This is a genomic window from Pseudomonas sp. 7-41, assembly GCF_021233075.1.
In the GTDB taxonomy this organism is placed as follows: domain Bacteria; phylum Pseudomonadota; class Gammaproteobacteria; order Pseudomonadales; family Pseudomonadaceae; genus Aquipseudomonas; species Aquipseudomonas veronii.
This window is the reverse complement of record NZ_CP089551.1, coordinates 4382853-4402779: the sequence shown is the minus strand read 5'-3', so window position 1 is coordinate 4402779 and position 19927 is coordinate 4382853. Positions and strand designations below refer to the sequence as shown.

Annotated in this window: 18 protein-coding genes; 11 read left to right on the top strand and 7 right to left on the bottom strand. The window is 63.2% G+C overall.

Annotated elements, in window-relative coordinates; all coding sequences use genetic code 11:
- Positions 1-8 precede the first annotated feature (8 nt).
- The gene (locus LQ249_RS19750) at positions 9-368 is read left to right on the top strand and encodes an acyl-CoA dehydrogenase (protein ID WP_046382885.1); all 360 of its coding nucleotides are present in this window, start codon (positions 9-11) and stop codon (positions 366-368) included.
- On the top strand, positions 368-1768 hold the full coding sequence (locus tag LQ249_RS19745; protein WP_057004437.1) for an LLM class flavin-dependent oxidoreductase: 1401 nt from the start codon (positions 368-370) through the stop codon (positions 1766-1768). Before LQ249_RS19750 ends, LQ249_RS19745 begins: the two co-directional genes overlap by 1 nt.
- Before the next feature lie 71 nt (positions 1769-1839).
- Here the strand turns inward: LQ249_RS19745 and LQ249_RS19740 are convergent, their stop codons facing one another.
- Positions 1840-2739 carry a hypothetical protein gene (locus tag LQ249_RS19740; RefSeq protein ID WP_057004436.1) on the bottom strand — a complete coding sequence of 300 codons (900 nt, stop codon included), beginning with the start codon at positions 2737-2739 and terminating at the stop codon, positions 1840-1842.
- 380 nt (positions 2740-3119) lie between these two features.
- On the opposite strand from LQ249_RS19740, the gene LQ249_RS19735 reads away from it, so the two are divergent.
- The 7 genes from LQ249_RS19735 to LQ249_RS19705 are packed head-to-tail and all read left to right on the top strand — an operon-like array spanning position 3120 to position 10269.
- Complete coding sequence (locus LQ249_RS19735) at positions 3120-4031, top strand: AMP-binding protein (protein ID WP_232565824.1); 912 nt, start codon at positions 3120-3122, stop codon at positions 4029-4031.
- The gene (locus LQ249_RS19730) at positions 4028-4798 is read left to right on the top strand and encodes an ABC transporter ATP-binding protein (RefSeq protein WP_046382889.1); all 771 of its coding nucleotides are present in this window, start codon (positions 4028-4030) and stop codon (positions 4796-4798) included. The genes LQ249_RS19735 and LQ249_RS19730 overlap by 4 nt, the downstream gene beginning before the upstream one ends.
- Entirely contained in the window at positions 4798-5679 is an 882-nt protein-coding gene (locus tag LQ249_RS19725; RefSeq protein WP_079444202.1) for a branched-chain amino acid ABC transporter permease, read from the top strand. The genes LQ249_RS19730 and LQ249_RS19725 overlap by 1 nt, the downstream gene beginning before the upstream one ends.
- 4 nt (positions 5680-5683) lie before the next feature.
- A complete protein-coding gene (locus LQ249_RS19720; protein ID WP_108525093.1) occupies positions 5684-6733 on the top strand; it encodes a branched-chain amino acid ABC transporter permease in 1050 nt (349 codons plus the stop codon).
- A 17-nt stretch (positions 6734-6750) separates the two neighbouring features.
- Positions 6751-8091 (top strand): ABC transporter substrate-binding protein, encoded by a 1341-nt coding sequence (locus tag LQ249_RS19715; protein WP_046382892.1) that lies wholly within the window; start codon positions 6751-6753, stop codon positions 8089-8091.
- 3 nt (positions 8092-8094) lie between these two features.
- Positions 8095-8862, top strand: a complete 768-nt coding sequence (locus LQ249_RS19710) for an ABC transporter ATP-binding protein (protein WP_046382893.1) — start codon at positions 8095-8097, stop codon at positions 8860-8862.
- Positions 8863-8874: 12 nt separating this feature from the next.
- Complete coding sequence (locus tag LQ249_RS19705; RefSeq protein WP_201021183.1) at positions 8875-10269, top strand: FAD/NAD(P)-binding protein; 1395 nt, start codon at positions 8875-8877, stop codon at positions 10267-10269.
- A gap of 22 nt (positions 10270-10291) precedes the next feature.
- Here LQ249_RS19705 and LQ249_RS19700 read toward each other — a convergent pair whose 3' ends face one another.
- From LQ249_RS19700 to LQ249_RS19685, 4 genes are read right to left on the bottom strand one after another with little or no spacing between them, the layout of a single operon-like run.
- Positions 10292-11545 (bottom strand): efflux RND transporter periplasmic adaptor subunit, encoded by a 1254-nt coding sequence (locus LQ249_RS19700; protein WP_079444198.1) that lies wholly within the window; start codon positions 11543-11545, stop codon positions 10292-10294.
- The gene (locus LQ249_RS19695) at positions 11535-13016 is read right to left on the bottom strand and encodes a TolC family protein (protein WP_046382896.1); all 1482 of its coding nucleotides are present in this window, start codon (positions 13014-13016) and stop codon (positions 11535-11537) included. Before LQ249_RS19695 ends, LQ249_RS19700 begins: the two co-directional genes overlap by 11 nt.
- Positions 13009-14208 (bottom strand): ABC transporter permease, encoded by a 1200-nt coding sequence (locus LQ249_RS19690; RefSeq protein ID WP_232565823.1) that lies wholly within the window; start codon positions 14206-14208, stop codon positions 13009-13011. Before LQ249_RS19690 ends, LQ249_RS19695 begins: the two co-directional genes overlap by 8 nt.
- The gene (locus LQ249_RS19685) at positions 14205-14912 is read right to left on the bottom strand and encodes an ABC transporter ATP-binding protein (RefSeq protein WP_057004427.1); all 708 of its coding nucleotides are present in this window, start codon (positions 14910-14912) and stop codon (positions 14205-14207) included. Before LQ249_RS19685 ends, LQ249_RS19690 begins: the two co-directional genes overlap by 4 nt.
- A gap of 356 nt (positions 14913-15268) precedes the next feature.
- Between LQ249_RS19685 and LQ249_RS19680 the strand changes: the two genes are divergently transcribed.
- The gene (locus tag LQ249_RS19680) at positions 15269-16021 is read left to right on the top strand and encodes a TetR/AcrR family transcriptional regulator (RefSeq protein ID WP_017848076.1); all 753 of its coding nucleotides are present in this window, start codon (positions 15269-15271) and stop codon (positions 16019-16021) included.
- A 168-nt stretch (positions 16022-16189) separates the two neighbouring features.
- On the opposite strand, the gene LQ249_RS19675 is transcribed toward LQ249_RS19680, so the two are convergent.
- Entirely contained in the window at positions 16190-17251 is a 1062-nt protein-coding gene (locus LQ249_RS19675; RefSeq protein WP_057004491.1) for an FUSC family protein, read from the bottom strand.
- A gap of 23 nt (positions 17252-17274) precedes the next feature.
- Positions 17275-18891 carry an NADP-dependent glyceraldehyde-3-phosphate dehydrogenase gene (locus LQ249_RS19670; RefSeq protein WP_017848074.1) on the bottom strand — a complete coding sequence of 539 codons (1617 nt, stop codon included), beginning with the start codon at positions 18889-18891 and terminating at the stop codon, positions 17275-17277.
- 138 nt (positions 18892-19029) lie between these two features.
- Between LQ249_RS19670 and LQ249_RS19665 the strand changes: the two genes are divergently transcribed.
- Positions 19030-19893, top strand: a complete 864-nt coding sequence (locus LQ249_RS19665) for a Dyp-type peroxidase (RefSeq protein WP_017848073.1) — start codon at positions 19030-19032, stop codon at positions 19891-19893.
- Positions 19894-19927 lie beyond the last annotated feature (34 nt).

The following is a 19927-nucleotide window of genomic DNA, read 5'->3' as shown; positions in this document are numbered from 1 at the left end:
CCTGCCCCATGAATGCACTGACCCAACCCACCGCGCTCGACCAGGCTCGCCAATTGCTGGAGAGCACCCGACGTGTGCTGCAAAAAAGTGATGACCCTTATGTAATCAGCCGCTTCGGCGACTGGCAGATCCGCGTGGAGGTGGCCGCCGCCTTGCTGGAATACGCCGAAACCCACCCAACGCCTGTCGCCGCCACCGAAGCGCAGATCGCCGCCGCCGAAGCCTTGCTGTTCGCCAGCGCCGCCGAATTCGAACTGACCGGCCAGCGCAGCGCGTTGCCGTCGCCCCTCGAAGAGCCGCTGCGCTGGAAGTACCAGCTTGTCGGCAACTACCACCTCAACGGTGTCGCCCCCGGGAGGACTGCTTGATGTCCCGTGAAATCCGCTTGAATGCCTTCGACATGAATTGCGTCGGCCACCAATCCCCCGGCCTGTGGGCACACCCGCGTGATCGCTCGTGGCAGTACAAGGACCTGGAGTACTGGACCGACCTGGCGAAAATCCTCGAGCGCGGCAAGTTCGACGGCCTGTTTATCGCCGATGTGCTGGGCATCTACGACGTGTACAACGGCAATGGCGACGCGGCGATCCGCCAGGCCACTCAAGTGCCGGTCAACGACCCGCTGTCGCTGATCGCGCCGATGGCGCTGGTCACTGAACACCTGGGTTTTGGCCTGACTGCGTCGTTGTCCTTCGAACACCCGTATCCGTTCGCTCGACGCCTTTCCACGCTCGACCACCTGACCAAAGGCCGTGTCGGCTGGAACATCGTCACCTCTTACCTGGAAAGCGGCGCCAAGAACCTCGGCCAGAACGCCCAGACCGAACACGATGCGCGCTACGACTACGCCGAGGAATACCTGGAGGTTTGCTACAAACTCTGGGAAGGCAGCTGGGAAGAGGGCGCCGTGCTGCGTGACCGCGAGCGGCGGATTTTCAGTGACCCGAGCAAGATCCACGAGATCCGCCACGTCGGCAAACACTTCCAGGTGCCCGGCATCCACCTGTGCGAGCCGTCGCCGCAACGCACGCCGTTGCTGTACCAGGCGGGCGCGTCCAGCCGTGGCAAGCAGTTCGCTGCCGAGCAGGCCGAGTGCGTGTTTGTCGCCGCACCGTCCAAGACGCTGCTGAAAAACACTGTCGCCGACATTCGTCGCCGCGCGGCCGAGGCCGGGCGTGATCCGCGCAAGATCCTGATCTTCAACCTGCAGACGGTGATCGTCGGCGAGACCGACGCGAAGGCCAAGGCCAAGTTCGACGAGTACAAATCCTACGTCAGCTACGAAGGCGCCATGGCGCTGATCTCCGGCTGGACCGGCATCGATTTCAGCCAGTTCAAGCCCGACGAACCGCTCAAGCATGTGCATACCAACGCGATTCAGTCGGCGGTGGAAGCCTTCTCCACGGCGGACCCGAGCAAGGTCTGGACGCCCAAGGAACTGGCCGACTGGGTCGGTATCGGCGGCTTTGGCCCGCTGTTTGTCGGCAGCCCGGAGACGGTCGCGGACTTGTTGCAGGAGTGGGTGGAAGACACCGATGTGGACGGCTTCAACCTGGCCTATGCGCTGACCCACGAAACCTTTATCGACGCGGTGGAACTGCTGGTGCCGGAGTTGCAGAAGCGTGGGGTGTACAAGAAGGAATACGCCCAGGGCACGTTACGCGAGAAGTTGTTTGGTGAAGGTGCAAGGTTGCCCGAGTCCCACCCAGGCAGCGGTTATCGCGTATTGGCAAATGTGCAGAAAGATAGAACTGCTGCGCGTGCCTGATTCAACCGAGCGAAAGGGCCCTCGGGTGTTGCGCATGACACGCAACACCCGAGGGAAGATGACAAATACGTTTATTGTTCCAGGTTGAAGCTTCCATTGTCAGCTCTTAAAACGAGTTGGCTGCCATCACCAAGTTCGGCGGTGCCGACAAAGTTGAATGTTCCAGAAAGTTTGCCTTTAATTGCCTCGAAATCTGGAATTGAATTGAATGTGACCGTACCGCTTTCAGCGCTCCAAACGAAACCTTCAAGGATATGGAAGAAAAACAGACGGACCTGTTTGCTTTCAGGACTAAAGCTGTAGGTGCCGCGTGAAAGGCCTTCGGCTATGTTGATGGATAATACATAGTCCTTAAAGTCGGGTTTCGATGTGAACTGTCGTGACCAGGCCTGTAGATAGGCAGGGAAACTACCCGTCTCTCCTCTTTTATTAAACCCTGTCTCATTAGACTCATAGCGCTCATTAATCGACTCGCTGAGGTTACACGCCACCAAACCGCTGGCTCTGGCTTTCTTGTCCTCGGTAAATCCTTGGAGTTTCATCTCGCCCTGGGTAAGAGAGACTGTTTTTGAACCGCTTTGTGCTGCAAATTCGAAGGTTGACTCCACTGTCTGCAGGGTGCTGTTCAGCGTGACCGTCACACTTCCGCTGATGGCGGTGTAAGGGCGAAATGACGAGGAAGTTGCTTTTGTCCATGACGCATTGGCTTTCCCCTGCGCACCATGGTCGTCAACGATTGCGTAGGTTTTTTTTACAACGTCACCCTCGTTAGGCAACCACAGCGAAATATATTGATATTGACCAAGATGGTCTTCATCGCTTGCGCCTGAGATATACCATCTGTTTGTTTGTTCATCCAGATAGAAATAGAAGCGTGTGCCCTCGAAACTGTTAAAGTCCTCGTCGTCATTCACTATTGCACTGGCTGTGCCTGAAGTGGCTTTTGGCTTGGTTTTATTCGAGCTGCTCATAAGCGGCTCTCCTTTGTTGTGACGTGGGTTCGGCTTGAGTCTATTAAGCGGGCAACACAATATCTACTGTCAAAAATGACAGGTATAACGTGATCGTTTCTAATAGCGAAAGTGGTTATTCGGAACACATGTTTGAATGCCGGTGACTTATCAATTCCGACCCCGCTCGGCAGGGTGTTCGCTGTTGCTACAGCAACAGCGAAGAAGCACTTTGTGCTGTGTCAGCTTCATAACTGTTGATGAACGCCTGGGTTATACGGCGTTTTATATCGGCATGGTTCCTGCTTAGTCTTTATATCAACGCTATCGACTTTCCGTTCAATCCTCATTCAGCCAGCGGACCACCGCACGCTTACCCACCCAATAGGAGCATCACCCCTATGAGCGTGCATGTACTCAAACCTCCGCCGGCTCTGGAATGGCCGGCCGAGTTGCTCGGTCAGTTGCCCACGGCCCTGGAACAACTGCGCCATTGGGCACAGATCACGCCGCTGCACACCGCCCTGCGCCACAAGCGCCAGGGCCAGTGGTACGCCTGGCGCTGGATCGATGTGTTGCGCGATGTCGAGCGCCTGGCCGATGGCCTGCGTCAGCACGGGTTCAGCGAACAATCGCAACTGGCGCTCAGCGGGGCTTTCGAGCCCAACCTGTTATTGCTGGCGCTGGCCGCCCAATCGGTCGGCGGCCAGGTACTGACCCTGGCCGATGACTTGGAGCCCGAGGCGCTGCGCCAACAACTCTGGCGCATTCGCCCGAGCCATTCCTACGTGCAGGGGCGTCAGCAGCAGCGGCACTGGCAGTCGGCCAACCTGGTGGATTTCGCCCAAGTGCTTGGTGCGACCGACCCGGCCCGGCACCTCAGCCGCTGGTGGCAGCCGGCCGGCGAGAGCGTGCTGTGGAGCGAGGAGGGCACTCACTGGCAAGGCGGCCTGGCGGTACTGCTGGCGCAATGGCTGAACAGCGGTCACGGGCTGGCCTTCCCGGAAAGCCTGGCATCGGCCCGGCGTGATCGCGGCGAAGCCGCGCCCACCGGCTTGCTGTTGTCACCTGCGCGCCTGCAGCACTTGGCCGACGACATCGAAAGCCGCCTGGCGCCCCACGGCACCTGGCGCCGACGCCTGTGTGAGTGGGCCATCGCCCAGCCGCACAGCGGCCTGCGCCGTCTGCTGAAAAACCGCGTGCGCAAACTGCTGGGCTTTCAACGCCTGGCCTCTATCTGGCAGCCACCCGGCACGGGCAAGTCCGTTGTCGAGCCGGTGTGGCTGGCTGAATTCAAACGGGACATCGCATGAGCCAAGCCATTCTCCAGGTGCGGGATATCTCGCTGTCGTTCAAAGGGGTCAAGGCGATCAACGCGCTGTCCTTCGATGTCCAGCGCGGCGAAATCTGCGCGCTGATCGGCCCCAACGGCGCCGGCAAGAGTTCGCTGCTCAATGTGCTCAACGGCGTGTATCGCTTCGATGCCGGCGAGATCGTGTTCGAGCAGCAGCACTTCCACCGTATCGACCCGTTGGGCGCCGCGCGTCGCGGCATTGGGCGGACCTTCCAGAACAACGCGCTGTTCAAAAAGATGAGCGTGCTCGACAACATCCTCACCGGCCTGTCGCGGCATATGAGCACCCGCTTTATCGAACAGGCCCTCGGCTTGCCCCGCGCACGGCGCGAGGCCGAGGCGTTCCGCCGGCGTGCCCAGGGCATTCTCGAGTTTCTTGAGTTGCAGGCCCACCGTGATGTGGCGGTCGGCAACTTGTCCTACGGCCTGCAGAAACGCGTGGAACTGGGCCGGGCGCTGATCGCCGGGCCCAGCCTGCTCCTGCTGGATGAGCCCATGGCTGGGATGAACGCCGAGGAGAAACAGGAAATGGCGCGCTTTGTCGCCGATGTGAACCGCGACCTCGGCACCACCGTGGTGTTGATCGAACACGACATGGGCGTGGTCATGGGCCTGTCCGACCATGTGGTGGTGCTCGACTACGGGCGCAAGGTCGGCGACGGCACACCCGCGCAAGTGCAGGCCAACCCCGACGTGATCGCGGCGTACCTGGGAGTGGTCCACTGATGACGTTCTTTTTCGAAACCCTGCTCGGCGGCCTGCTCGCCGGCACCCTGTACTCGCTGGTCGCCATCGGCTTCGTGCTGATCTACAAGGCCAGCGGCGTGTTCAATTTCGCCCAGGGTTCGATGCTGCTGTTTGCCGCCCTGACCTTCGTCAGCCTGCACGAGCAGGGCGTGCCGTTTGCCCTGGCGCTGTTGCTGACGGTGGTGGTGATGATCGTCGGCGCCTTGCTCATCGAACGCCTGGTTCTGCGCCCGCTGGTGAACCGTTCGCAGATCACCCTGTTCATGGCCACCCTGGGCTTGTCGTTCATTGTCGAGGGCCTGGCCCAGGGCTTGATGGGCTCGCAGGTGCGTGCGCTGGACTTGGGCATCGACGACGTGCCGCTGTTCGTCGGGCCGCTGATGCTCAGCCAGTTCGACCTGATCGCCGCCGCAGCCGCCGTGGTGCTGGTGACGGTGCTGGCGCTGCTGTTCAACAAGACCCGCATCGGCGTGTCGTTGCGCGCCGTGGCGGATGACACCACGGCGGCGCTGTCCATCGGCATCAACCTCAACCGTATCTGGCAGATCGTCTGGGCGGTGGCCGGGACCGTCGGGCTGGTGGCCGGGCTGCTGTGGGGCGCGCGTCAGGGCGTGCAGTTTTCATTGTCGCTGGTGGTGCTCAAGGCCTTGCCGGTGTTGATCATCGGCGGCTTTACCTCGATTGGCGGGGCGATTGTCGGCGGGCTGATTGTCGGCGCGGCGGAGAACCTTGCCGAGGTGTATATCGGCCCACTGCTCGGCGGCGGCATCACGCCGTGGTTCGCCTACGCCCTGGCCCTGGCCTTCCTGTATATCCGCCCCGCCGGCCTGTTCGGCGAGCGTGCCATCGAGCGAGTCTGAAACCATGTCGATCCCTGTTGTGCAAGAAACCGCGCCATTGCGGCTGATTCAGCGGCGTGTGCCCTGGGGCCTGCTCGGCCTGTTGGCGCTGGCGTTTGTCGTAGTGCCGCTGTGGGGCAATGATTATTGGCTCAATGCGATCCTGATCCCGTTCCTGGTGCTGTCCCTGGCCGGGCTGGGCCTGAACCTGTTGACCGGCTACACCGGGCAGACCTCGGTGGGCGCGGCCGGCTTCATGGCGGTCGGTGCGTTTGCCACCTACGGCTTTCTGCTGCGCCTGCCGGAGCTGGGCTTGCCGGTGGCGTTGCTCGGCGGCGGCATTATCAGCGCGCTGGTCGGCTTGCTGTTCGGCCTGCCCAGCTCGCGGATCAAGGGCTTCTACCTGATGGTCACCACCCTGGCCGCGCAGTTTTTCCTCGAGTGGCTGTTCGTCAAATTCCCCTGGTTCTACAACTACGGCTCGTCCGGCACCATCTCCGCGCCGAAGCTGGCGTTGCTCGGTTATGACCTCAACACGCCGCTGGGCCGTTACTGGCTGACGTTGCTGACCGTGCTGCTGTTGACCTGGACCGCCGTCAACCTGGTGCGCAGCCAGGTGGGGCGCAACTGGATGGCGATCCGCGACATGGACACCGCCGCCGCCGTGGTCGGCATCCCGGTGGTGCGCTACAAGCGCCTGGCGTTTGCGGTCAGCTCGTTCTACCTGGGCATCGCCGGCGCGCTGTGGGCCTTTGCCTACCTGGGCACGGCCAGCGCGAGCAGCTTCGATATCAATCGCTCGTTCCAGATTCTGTTCATCATCATTATCGGTGGCATGGGCAGCATCGCCGGCAACTTCGTCGGCGCGGCGTTTATCAGCTTGCTGCCGATCTTCCTCAGCCATGCCGGGCAGGCGCTGTTCGGCGGTTCGGTGGATGCGGGGCAATTGCAGAACCTGCAGAAAATCATCTTTGGCGTGCTGATCATCGTGTTCCTGATCAAGGAACCCGAGGGCTTGATTCGTCTGTTGCACAACTTTCGCGATCGGCTGCGTCAGTGGCCCCTACGGTTTTGACCTCTATGAGAACTCCCATGCGTGCATCCTTGAAACGTTCCCTGGCCGGCGCCGCCTTCGCGCTGGCCACCCTGGCCGCTGCAGTGCCCCAGGCCGTGGCTTCGGCCGACCAGCAGTTCTTTCCGTTGGCCACCTACCGCGTCGGCGCCTATGCCTCCAGCGGCGTGCAGGTGTGGGCCGGGATGATCGACTACCTGCGTTATATCAACGAGGTCGAAGGCGGCATCAATGGCGTAAAACTGGTGTGGCAGGAATGCGAGACCGAATGGACGGCAGAGAAGGGCATCGAGTGCTACGAGCGCTTCAAGAACGGCCTGGATGGCGCGCCGGTCGCGGTCTACCAGCCTAATGGCGCACCGGCGGCCTACGCCCTGAGCGAGCGCGCCGAGGTGGACAAGATCCCGTTGATCACCCTCGGTTACGGCCGCACCGAAGCCACCGACGGCACCGTGTTCCCGTACAACTTCCCGGTGATGCTGACCTTCTACAGCGAGGCGTCGAGCCTGGTGAACTACATCGCCCAGCGCGAAGGCGGTTTCGACAAACTCAAGGGCAAAAAGATCGCCACGGTCTACCACGACTCGGCCTACGGTCGCGAAACCCTCGGCCCGCTGAAGCTGCTCGCCGAGCAGTACGGCTTCGAGAATATCCAGATTCCGGTGGCCGACCCGGGCAACGAACAGTCCGCGCAATGGCGCCAGGTGCGCCAGGCCAACCCGGACTGGGTGTTCCTGCGCACGTGGGGCGTGTCCACGCCGGTCGCGGTGAAAACCGCGGCACGCTTTGGCTTCCCGGTCGACCATATCATCGGCGATATCTGGGCCAGTTCCAGCGAAGACGTATTGCCTGCCGGCACCGCTGCCAAAGGCTACCTGGCGCTCACCCCATACCCGGCCGGCGCCGATTTCGAGATCCACAAGCGCCTCAAGCAATACGTCCTCGACAAGGGCCACAGCGACCTCAAGGACCTGAAAAACTTCGGCAGCGTCTACTACAACTCAGGCCTGGTGAACGCCGCCGTGGCGGTGGAAGCGATCCGCACCGCCCAGGCCAAATTCGGCCAGCGCCCGCTCAATGGCGAAGAAGGCCGCTGGGGCCTGGAGCACCTGAATATCGACGACGCGCGCCTCAAGGCCATGGGCTACCTGGGCCTGATGCAGAACCTCAAGTTGTCGTGCCGTGACCACGAAGGTGGCGGCTCGGCGCGGGTGCAGCAGTGGGACGGCGCCAACTGGACGCTGGTCAGCGACTGGATCGCCGCCGACCGCGCGCTGTTGCGCCCGCTGATCGACGAAAAGTCCGCCGCGTTCGCCAAGGAAAAAGGCCTGACGCCACGCACCTGCACCGGAGATGAATAAACCATGAGCCTACCTGCCAGTGAATCCGCACACGCCGCGCTGCTGACGGTCAACGACATCGAAGTGATCTACGATGGTGCGATCCTCGCCGTGGCCGGGGTGTCGCTGAGCGTGCCCAAGGGCGCGATCGTCGCCCTGCTCGGCGCCAATGGCGCCGGCAAGAGCACCACGCTCAAGGCGATCTCCGGGCTGGTGCGCGCCGAGCGTGCCGAAGTCAGCCGTGGCGTGATCGAATACGCCGGCCATGACCTGGCCGGCGTCGACCCCAGCCAACGGGTGCGCCAGGGCATGGTGCATGTACTCGAAGGTCGCCATGTGTTCGGCCAGCTCACGGTGGAAGACAACCTGCGCAGCGGCGGCTTCGTGCGCCGCCTGAGCCGCAGGGCCATGGAGGCCGATCTGGAACGCATCTACGCCTGGTTCCCCAGGCTCAAGACCAAGCGCCACACCCGCGCCGGCCTCACCTCCGGCGGCGAGCAGCAGATGGTCGCCATCGGCCGGGCGTTGATGACCCGTCCTACTTTGGTACTGCTCGACGAGCCGTCCATGGGTTTGGCGCCTATGATCGTGCAGGAGATATTCGAGATCGTCGCGCAGCTCAACCGCGAGCAGCAGGTGAGCTTCCTGATCGCCGAGCAGAACATCAACGTCGCGCTCAACTATGCGTCCCACGGCTACGTGCTGGATACTGGCCGCGTGGTCTTGAGCGGCAGCGCCGCTGAACTGTTGGCGCGGGGCGATTTGCATGACATCTATCTGGGTAAACAGTAAAGGCGAACAGGCATGACTGAATCCATCCGCAACGCCGATGTCCTGATCATCGGCGGCGGCCTGAGCGGTACGATGCTGGCCGTGCAACTGCTGCGCCTGCCCGGCTCGCGGCAGATCCTGGTGATCGAACCGCGCGCCGAACTTGGCCGCGGCGAGGCCTACAGTGCGGTCGAGCTGGGCCATACCTTGAACGGCAATGCGGCGCGCATGAGTGTCGACCCGGACAACGCCGACGACCTGACCCAATGGCTCACCGACTACATCGGCGCTGGCGGCTGGCCGGAGTCGGACCAGCAGCATGTGCCGATCAGCGAGCTGTTCCCGCCGCGCGGGATGTTCGGGTTGTACGCGCAGCAACGCTTGGCCGAGGCCAAGGCGCTGTCGACGTCTACCGTCGAGCATATCCGCGCCGAAGTGGTCGACCTGCAAGTGGACCCCGCCTCGACGCTGCTGACCCTGGATAACGGCCAGCAACTGCGCGGCGCCCAGGCGGTGTTGGCGACCGGCATGTTCCCGGCGGCGCGCACGCCGCAGACCGAATCCAGCGGTTTGAACGCCGCCGCAGTCGACCCGTGGGACGTGCAGGCCATGAGCCAACTCGACCCGCGCGCGACGGTGCTGATCATCGGTTCCGGGCTGACCATGGTCGATGCCGTGGTGTCCCTGGAACAGGCTGGGCACCGGGGCCCGATCGAGGTGTTCTCGCGCCACGGCCTGCTGCCCCATGTGCGTCGACAGCCACCGGGCTGGGACGATTTTCTCGCCGCCGACCACCGCCTGCGTAGCCCTCGGCAGTTGCTGCGCGAGGTGCGTCGGCAGTGTCGCATCGCGACGGCGCAGGGCATCGATTGGCAGGCGCCGCTGGACACCGTGCGCGCGCATATCGGCCGTTTGTGGAGCCAGGCCAGCGAGCGCGAGAAGCGCCAGTTCGTGCGGCATGTGCGGCCGTGGTGGGAAAGTCATCACCACCGTTCGCCGCCGCTGAGTGCGCAGTTGGTGGCGCGTCTGCATGAGGAAGGGCGCTTGCGCATTCGCGCGGCGTCGTTCAAGGGCTTGGCGCCTGCGGTCAACGGCGTCAGCATCCGCTTGCGTTACCGTGGCGAGCAAGCGATCACCCAGGTTGCGGGCGCGGCACTGATCAATTCCAGCGGCATCGAATACGACTGGCGCCGCGTAGCCCGGCCGTTGCCCCAGCAGTTGCTCAAACGCGGGTTGATCCAGCCCGGGCCGCTGGCGCTGGGGATCGCAGCGGATGCCTCGGGGGCGGTGCTGGATGCCCAGGGCCAGGCCAGCCGGCGCCTGTTCGCCATGGGCCCGCCGCTGCGCGGGATGTGGTGGGAGAGCACGGCAGTGACCGATGTGGCGCTTCAGGCCAAGGCGCTGGCGTTGAAGCTGACAATGATCTAAAGGTGGGAGGGGGCAACTTCCTCTACCTAGGGGTCTTCACAAAACCGGGTTTTAGGCCAAATACCTCGACACCCTGCGGCGTCGATTGCCCGGTGGTCACGGTCACGCGTTCCACCGGCTGGTCCATCGTCGGCCGATATTCGACGGTCATGTCCGGCTGGATCGCCTGGCTCGGAATCACGATCGCCTGCGCGTTGTTGTAAGTGACGATGGTCAGTCGCGCACTCATCCCCAGCCGTACCCGCTGCAGTTGCTGCGGGGTCAGCCTGGGGATCGACAGGGTTACCGGGAACTGCGCGCTGCCCTGGGTATCGCCGGCAATCGCCAAGCCGCTGACCACACTCACCGAGCCGCTCAACCGTTCGCCGTCGAAGCCATCGCCCATCACTTCCACCGCCTGGCCCTGGTGCAGTTGGTTGATGTCCAGCTCGGAGACCCTGGCGACGATTTTCAGCCGTTCGATATTGGCCAGGCCGAACAGCACCTGGCCCTGGCTGACCTTGCTGCCGGCCTGCACCGGGGCGTTGGTGTTGCCAGCGCCTGCTGCCGCGTTGCTGCTTCCGGGTGCGGGCACCACGATGCCGGAGAAGGGCGCCTTGACCTCCTTGTCTTCGAGCTGTCGGTAGAGCGCGTCGTACTTCACCGTGGCATTGGTCAGCTCCATCTCGGCGATCTGTCGGTATTCGCCCTTGCCTTGCTCCAGTGCCTGTTGCAGTTCATCGCGTGCGGCGATCAGGTCCAGTTGTTGCTGCTGGGTCTGTTGCTTGAGGTCGTCCAGTTCGTTGCGCGGGATGATGCCGCGCTGAAACAGGTTTTCACTTTCGGTGAGTTTGCGCTGGGTGTTGTCGGCGCTCATTTGCGCGGTGCGCAGGCTGCGGCGTGCACGGCTGACGGTGGGGCTGCTGTCCCAGTCTTGCATTTCCTGCACGGTGCGCCGGGCCTTGAGTTGCGCGGACAGTGCATCGCGCAGTTGCACTTCGAGCAGGGCCGGGTCCATGCGCAGCAACACTTGCCCGGCGTCGACGCGTTGGCCTTGCTCCACCAGGTTGGCCTGCACATTGCCGTCGAACGGCGCGGTGAGGGTGAGGGTGGTGTCGGGCTCGATCTTGCCCACCAGGCCGATCTGATGCACCAGCGCGCCAGGCGTCACCGCCAGCCACTGTTCGGTCGGGAGGATCGGGTCGGCGGCGCTGCGATGGCTTTGCACCGCAACGCCGGCGGCCGCCAGCAGCACGATCAATCCAGCCGCCAGCAGGCGTTTTTGGTTAGTAGTCATTGAGGGCGATTTCCCAGCTTTCCAGCGTCATGCCCAGGGTCAGATCGAGCTGGGTCTGGGCGTTCAAATAAGCGATCAGCGCATTGAGCTGCGTGTTTTCGGCGTTGCGCAGGTCGGTCTCGAAACTCAGCACCTGGAAGTTGGTGGAGCGCCCGGCGCTGAGTTTTTCGCGTTCGATCTCGATCTTGCGCCGCGACAATTCCACGGCGCGCTGGGAGATTTCGTACTGGCGCCAGCGCGTGCCGAGGTCGCGCACCACGTTGTTCACGCTGCGTTCCAGTTCCTGGCGGGCGTCGGTGATGCGGATGGCCTGATCCTCCACATTCACCCGTGCGCGCACTTCGGCCTGGCGCGTGCTGATGTCGCCGATGGGGATTTGCACCTGCACCCCGGCGTAGCTGTCCCAACTGCGGTTGTTGCCGCTGCCGGTGTCGTTGTCGTAGTTGTTGCGTATCTGGTTCGCCCCGGCCACCAGGTCCACTTGCCAGCGCCCGGAGTCTTTGGCGATCACCAGGTTGAGGTCGGCCTGCTGGCTGCCGAGCAGGGTGGCGAGGTACTCCGGTTGCTGGTTCTGCGCCAGGTTGAAGGCCTCGCGTTTGTCGATCTGCATGGGCTTGGCCTCCAGGGCTTCGGTGGCGCGGATCGGCGTCGACAGGTCGAGGGCCAGCAGGCGCAGCAAGGCCAGGCGGCTGGTGTCGAGTTGGTTCTGCGCTTCTTCCACGCCCAGTTGCTGGGTGGCGATATCGGCTTCGGTCTGCACGATCTCGAACTCGGCCATGCGCCCGGCGCTGATCAGCGCCTTGTTGACTTCCAGCAAGGTGTTGGCGCGTTTCAGCGCGTCCTGGACGATGCTCAGTTGCTCCTGGGCGCGCAGCAACTCGCGGTAGGTGGCGATGATCTGGCTGATGGTTTGTGCCACTGTGGCCTTGAGGTTCAGGCGGTTGGCCTGCTCCGACAGGCGCGACAGGCGCAGCGGCGCGGTGGTCGCGTCCCAGCCGGCGCCGCGCATCAGCGGTTGGATGAGCGCCAGGTCGAGGCCGTCGCTGCGGTAGCGACCGGCCCGGTTGGCGTTATTCAGTTGCTGGGTCCAGGCCATGCTCAGGCGCGTGCCGTACTCGCCCAGCAGGCTGGTGGCAGGGGCCACGTTGGTATTGCGTGCATTGTCGGCGGAACCGCGGGAGCTGCGGTAATAGCTGTTGAGGGTGAGCTTGGGGTTGAACACGTCTTCGGCCACGCGCAGGTCGAATTTCTGCGCGACCCGCTGCAGGTAGGCGCTGCGAATCGCCGGATTGTTGCGCAGGCCCAGGTACACCGCGTCGCCCAGGGTGATGGCGGTGACCTGGGCATTCAGCGAGACGCCGCGATCATAGCCACTGCGCGTGGTGCTGGGCGCCGTGGGCCGGATCAGCATATCGGCGGCGACACTCGGCAGGCTGATCAGCGCCAGGAGCAGCAGCAGGCGTTTATTCATCGCGCAACGCCTCCACCGGCTGCAACCGCGAGGCCGAGACCGCCGGGTAAATGCCGAAGAACAACCCCACCAGCAAGGTGCTGCCCACCCCCAGGGGCAGGGCGGCGACCGCCAGGGCGAAGGCCCAGCCCGACAGCCAGGCGTAGAGCCACGCGGCGGTCATGCCGAGCACCGCGCCGCACAGCGCGCCGACGGCGGTGAGGGTGATGGCTTCGAGCAGGAACAGGTTGCGGATATCCCGCTGGCGTGCGCCGAGCGCCATGCGAATGCCGATCTCGCGGCGGCGTTCGGAGACGTTCATCAGCATCACGTTCATCACCCCGACACCGCCGCCCACCAGCGAGATCGCGCCCAGGGCCAGCAGCAGGTAGGCGAAGGTGCGGCTCTGCCGGGTCATGCCGTCGATCATTTGCTGGGGCACCGTGATGTCGACGCTGTGCTCGGTCAATTGGCGTTGCAGCGCGGCGGCGGCGTCCCGGGCGATGCGTTCCATGTCCTGGCCCGGCGCGGCGCGGATGATCACGTTGCCGATTTGCGGGCTGGCGTAGATGCGGCGCATGCCGTCGGCGGGAATGAACAGCGATTCGTTGGCCTGCACCGGCATCAGCATCGCCCGGGGCTGGTGGTGCAGGATGCCGACCACCTGGAACAGGTAGTCGTTGATACGCACGCGGTCGCCCAGCTTTAACGGCGCGCCGGGGGTGCCAAGGGCCTGGGCGATCTGGTCGCCGATCACGCCGTAGGTTTCGTTGGCATCGAACGCCGACAGGAAGCGCCCCTCGCGCAGCGCCAGGCGCAGGGCCGCGGGGATATCCGCTGTGCTGCCGACGAAGTTGGCGTTGACGCTGCGGCCCTGGAACACGATGGGGCCGCTGAACAGGCTCAGCGCGCCGATGTGCGCGATCCCGGGCACGGCCTGGCGCACGGCGTCGAGGTCGAGGCGGGCACGCATCGGTGCGCTGCTGTCGGCTTTGGGCGGAAACTGCGCGACCAGGGTGTCGGTGCCCATGTCCTTGAAAATCAGCGCGGCATCCACCGCCGCGTTATGCCCGATATTGATCAGCGCCACCACCGACGAACTGCCGATCACGATGCCCAGCAGCGCGAGGATCGAGCGCTTGCCCAGGGTGCGCAGGCTGACGAACGCTTCATGCAGCAATTGGCTCAGGCTCTGCTCGACCCGCAGGCTCATGGGCGCCCGGCCTCATGCACCACGCCGTTGCGCACCAGGATCTTGCGCTCCAGGCGTTCGGCGATGTGCGCGTCGTGGGTGACGATGATCAGCGTGACCTGCTGCTCGCGGTTCAGCGCCAGGAGCAGGTCCATGATGTCCTGGGCGGTGCTGCTGTCGAGGTTGCCGGTGGGTTCGTCGGCCAGGATGACCGAGGGCTTGCCCACCAGCGCCCGCGCAATCGCCACACGTTGGCGCTGGCCGCCGGAGAGGTCGGCGGGGCGATGGTGCGCGCGCTCGGCCAGGCCGACTTGTTCGAGCATGCGCAGGGCCTGCTCCACCGACTCGTGGCGCGACACGCCGCGATAACTCAGGGGCAGGGCGACATTGTCCAATGCGCTGAGGCGCGGCAGCAGGTTGAAACTCTGGAACACGAAGCCGATCTGCTGGTTGCGGATCGCCGCCAGTTCATCCGGGCTGGCGCTGAAAATGTCGTGGCCGGCAAAGCGGTACTGGCCGCAGTTGGGCAGATCCAGCAGGCCGAGGATGTTGAGCAGGGTACTTTTGCCGGAGCCGGAGGCGCCGAGGATGCCGCAGCTGTCACCGCGGGCGACGGACAGGCACACATCATTGAGGATGGACAGGTGCTGTCCGGCGAGCTGATAGCGTTTGCCGATGCCTTGCAGGGAGATCAAGCCTGGGTGCGCGGGGGTATCTGTCATCATGACTACGCCTGCAGTCTCGACGCTGCCGTGCTGCCCCGGTAAAAATTTGTAACAAGTTCGGGAGCTGCCTGGGACACGTCACGGACTGGTTTGATTTCTTGTTTTTAAAATATTCTTTGAATACTAACCGCGTTCAACCGGCTCCGCCAGCCATCGTTGTAGAGGGTTTTTACCCTTTGAAATAAATGCACCGGGGGCAAAACCCACCGCGCAAAAATCCTTTGGTCAGCCTCGACGGGCCCGTCTGCCAAGGCTTGCGCTGATATGGCGCAGTGTCACTACTTGCTTTCGAGCGGTGGCCCCGGTATAAAAAATCAAATTTATTTTTAAAACAATATTTCCCGCGTGGAACTTTTATGGTCGTGAAGAAAGTCAGTTCTCCAAACGTTACCAAGACTCGATTGCTGGATGCGACAGAGGCTCTCTTCATCAAATACGGGTATGACGCTGTTTTGTTGCGGCAGATTACCGAGCGTGCCCAGGTGAACCTGGCTGCCGTGAACTATCACTTCGGGGACAAGGACGCCCTGATGAAAACCCTGCTGATGCAGCGCCTGGAGCCGCTCAACGAGCAGCGCCTGGAACTGCTGGCACGCTGCGAAGCCGAATCCGACGGCCCCCTCGATTGCGACACGCTGCTCGGCGTGCTGTTCGCCCCGGCCATGGGCCTGGAGCGCAGCGACCCGGCGAGTGGGGAAGGGCGTTCGTTCATTCGTTTCCTGGGGCGGGTCTACAGCGACACCTCGCCGTTTATCCAGGAATACCTCAAGGTCCATTACCAGCCGGTGTTCCAGCGCTTCTTCGAAGCCTTCGCCCTGGCCTTGCCGGACTTGCCGCGCAACGAACTGGGGGTACGCCTGCAATTTGCCCTCAAGGCGATTTCCGGTGTGATGGCCGGCACCGAACTGCGCCTGCTGATGAACTCCATGAGCCTGGGCCGCCCGGCCACGGATGCCGAAGTAATGGCCAAGTTGATCACGCTGGTCTCGGCGGCGATTCGCGTGCCGCAGCAAAGCCCCGAGGCGCAAGTGGCGTTGGCCAAGGTGCTCGATACCCAGCGCGCCATTCGCGAGCAAGCGTCCGCGCCCGCCGGCAAGGTGGCGCGCTAGCTCGAATCCGGGACAAAAAAAAGCCCGCTGGGGCGGCGGGCTTGATGTGCAACGTTTGTAACGGATGAGGCTTCACCCTACGTCCCGCGATGTGAATAAGTCGTGAAAAATATGTAAGAAGAAGTGTGAATGTGTTGGCGCAGGTAAACGCGCTAAATGCCCTCAGGTTCAGATCTTCCAGCGGCCAGCACTTTTGGCCAACTGCTGGCGCATCTCATCCACATTTGCCGCCAATTGCACGGTCAGCAACCGATACCCATCCAACGCACTGTAGACCGGCGCATCCAATGTCGGCTCGGTAGCCGTGGCCTGGCTCGGCCGCTCCAACCGTGGTGTCACGCCCGACCTCAGCGCGCGCGCCATGCCCACCAATTGCACGCGAATCTGCCGATGCTCGCCCTTCAACATCACCTGCATCCGCGCCATTGCCTGTTCGTCGCGAGGGTCTGGCCGGGTGTTGCCCAGAATCTCCAGGGTGCTGATGCACATGCGCAAATGCCGCTGGATCGTGTCCAGCTGGGTCATGGAGATCCGTACCTCCTTGGACACCGAAGGCATCAACGAACGCAGTTGCAGCATCGCTGTATTCACGCGGCTGAGCAGTTTGAGGTGTTCGTCATCAGTGACCGATTGACCGCTGATGATGCGGTTATAGATCGCGGCACAGTCGCGCAAGGCACTGGCCAGGTTGTAGCGCCAGGAGTACACGGCATACAGCGGCAAGGCGAAGGAAAACGCCAGGGCCAACGCAATACCGATCAGGATATCGACCGTGCGCCACAGCCCGTCCGACAGCGGATTGTCACCATGCCCGGCGACGATAAACACGGTGATCGCCGACAACAAGGCGGTGTATCCGCCCTTGCCGATGGCGTGATACGAGAAGAACCCGCACACCACCGACATCAACAAGTAGGTCAGCAGCGGCTGCCCCACATACGTCTCCTGCACCACCAGCAGCAAGCCGACGCTGGCGCCGATCAGTGTGCCGTAGGCGCGTTCCATGGCTTTCTTGCCGATATTGCCGTGGTGCTGCAGGCCGCCGATCACCACCAGCATGGTCACCGACGCCCACTCGCCGTGGGGCAGGTTGATGCCGGTGGTCAGCAGGATCGTCGCCAGCAAGCCGATGGACACGCGCACGGCGTGGATCAGCTTGGCATGGCGATAGCGGCGGTAAGGGTCGAGCAGCGGGCGCAACAGGCGCCGGGCAAATACAGGCAAGTGCAGGTTAATCAACGGCGAGGCGTCCTCTAGAAAATGTAGTCAGTGGTCAAGAAGCTCGAGTTGCGGTTGTGCAGGATCTCGCTGAGCAGTGCCTTGTTGCTGTCCTGGAACTTGGTCGCCACCAGGGTGCGGATCGAGAACACACGCAAGGCGTCATGTACCGACAGTGTGCCTTCGGCCGAGTTCTTGCGGCCGTTGAAGGGGAAGGTGTCCGGGCCGCGCTGGCACTGGGCGTTGATATTGATGCGGCCGACCTGATTGGCGAAGGTGTCCACCAGCCGTCCGATTTCGGCCGGGTCGGTGCCGAACAGGCTCAGTTGCTGGCCGAAATCCGATTCCAGTACGTAATCGATCACGGTCTCCAGGTCACGGTAGGGCACGATCGGCACCACCGGGCCGAACTGTTCCTCGTGGTACACGCGCATCTGCGGGTTGACCGGGTACAGCACCGCCGGGTAGAAGAACGAACCGCGACTGACGCCGCCATGGGCATTCATCACGCGGGCGCCGTGTTGGGCTGCATCGGCCACCAGTGCCTTGAGGTAATCGACCTTGCCCACTTCCGGCAGCGGCGTCAGCGCCACGCCGTCGTCCCACGGCATGCCGGGCTTCAAGGTCGCCAACTTGGCGTTGAATTTCTGGATGAAACTGTCGACCACGTCTTCATGCACAAACAGGATTTTCAACGCGGTGCAGCGCTGGCCGTTGAACGACAGCGAGCCGGTGACCGCTTCGCTGACGGCGTTGTCCAGGTCGACCTGGGGCAGCACGATGCCAGGGTTTTTCGCGTCCAGGCCCAGGGCTGCGCGCAGGCGGTGCGGGCGCGGGTGCAGTTTTTTCAGGTCGCTGGCGGCCTTGTTGGTGCCGATGAACGCGAAAATATCGATCTTGCCGCTGGCCATCAGCGCGCTGACGGTTTCGCGGCCGCTGCCATAGATCACGTTGATCACCCCGGCCGGGAAGCTGTCGCGGAATGCCTCCAGCAGCGGGCGGATCAACAGCACGCCGAGCTTGGCCGGCTTGAACACCACGGTGTTGCCCATGATCAGCGCCGGGATCAGCGTGGTAAACGTCTCGTTCAGCGGGTAGTTGTACGGCCCCATGCACAGCGCCACGCCCATCGGTACGCGGCGGATCTGGCCGAGGGTGTCCTGTTCCAGCTCGAAGCGGCTGCTGCGGCGGTCGAGCTCCTTGAGGGCATTGATGGTGTCGGTGATGTAGTCGCAGGTGCGGTCGAACTCTTTCTGCGAGTCCTTGAGGTTCTTGCCGATTTCCCACATCAGCAGCTTGACCACCGCATCACGCTGTTCGCGCATGCGCCGCAAAAACGCTTCGACGTGGCGGATGCGGTCGACCACGCGCATCGTCGGCCATTCCCCCTGGCCACGGTCATAGGCGCGCACGGCGGCGTCGAGGGCGCTGAGGGCGGTGTCGGCATCCAGCAGCGGCGTGCTGCCGATTTGTACGCGCTCGTCGCCCAGTTGCACCGGGCTGAGGACTTGGGCCAAGGGGCCGTTCCACACCCGCAACTGGCCGTCGACCAGGTAATCGCGCTGTTCGATGGGCGCTCCCAGGCGGAATTGCTCGGGAATATCGGCGGCGCAGGAAGGAAACAGCTGGGCGAGCAGGTTATCGGTGGTCATGTCGCTACCCCTGAAATAGTTGCAAAACATGACTAGAGAGTCACCCAACAACGGGTTCTGTGGCAAGGCTTGCGCGCTTTCTTGTACGCACGGCTGCACATGGCGGGTAAACTGCGAGGCTTTCTTGAAGGAGTTCACATGAGTCAGTACCAGCCGGGCATTCTTGCCGCACCGGTGCCTTTACAGGCACGCCATCTGTTTTTTGCCGTGGACTCCCTGGCCGCTGTACCTGCTGCGTTGAACGCATTGGTGCAGTGGGCGGATTCGGCCGCAGTGGTCGGTCTGGGTGAGCCGCTGGTCAACGCACTGGGCGCGCAGATCGAAGGGCTGCGCGCATTCCCAGCGGTCAGCGCGCCGGGCGCGCACAACCCCTCCACGCAGCAAGCATTGTGGGTGTGGCTGCATGGCGTGGATCGCGGCGAATTGCTCTTGCGCAGCCGCGCGCTGGAGAAAGCCCTGGCCCCGGCGTTCCGCCTGGTGCAGTCGACTGAAGGCTTCCGCTACAAGAGCGGTTTTGACCTGACCGATTACGAAGACGGCACCGAAAACCCCCACGACGATGCCGCCGTCGAAGCCGCGCTGACCGACAGCGGCGCCAGCTTCGCCGCGATCCAGCAATGGCAGCACGACCTCGATGGTTTCGCCGCGTTGCCTGCCCAGGAACGCGACCACATCATCGGCCGCCGCCACGGCGACAACGAAGAACTGGAGGACGCGCCCGAGTCCGCCCACACCAAACGCACCGCTCAGGAAAGCTTCACCCCGGAAGCGTTCGTGGTGCGCCGCTCGATGCCCTGGGCAGAAAACGGCCAGGCTGGCTTGATGTTCCTCGCGTTCGGGCATTCCTTCGATGCGTTTGAAGCGCAACTGCGCCGCATGAGCGGGTTGGAAGACGGCATCGTCGACGGCCTGTACCGCATCAGCACACCGTTGACCGGCGGCTATTACTGGTGCCCGCCGCTCAAGGACGGGCGCCTGGACCTGAGTGCCGTGTCGATCTGACCAGGCGTTTGCCTGGGTCATTGCGTCAGCCCAC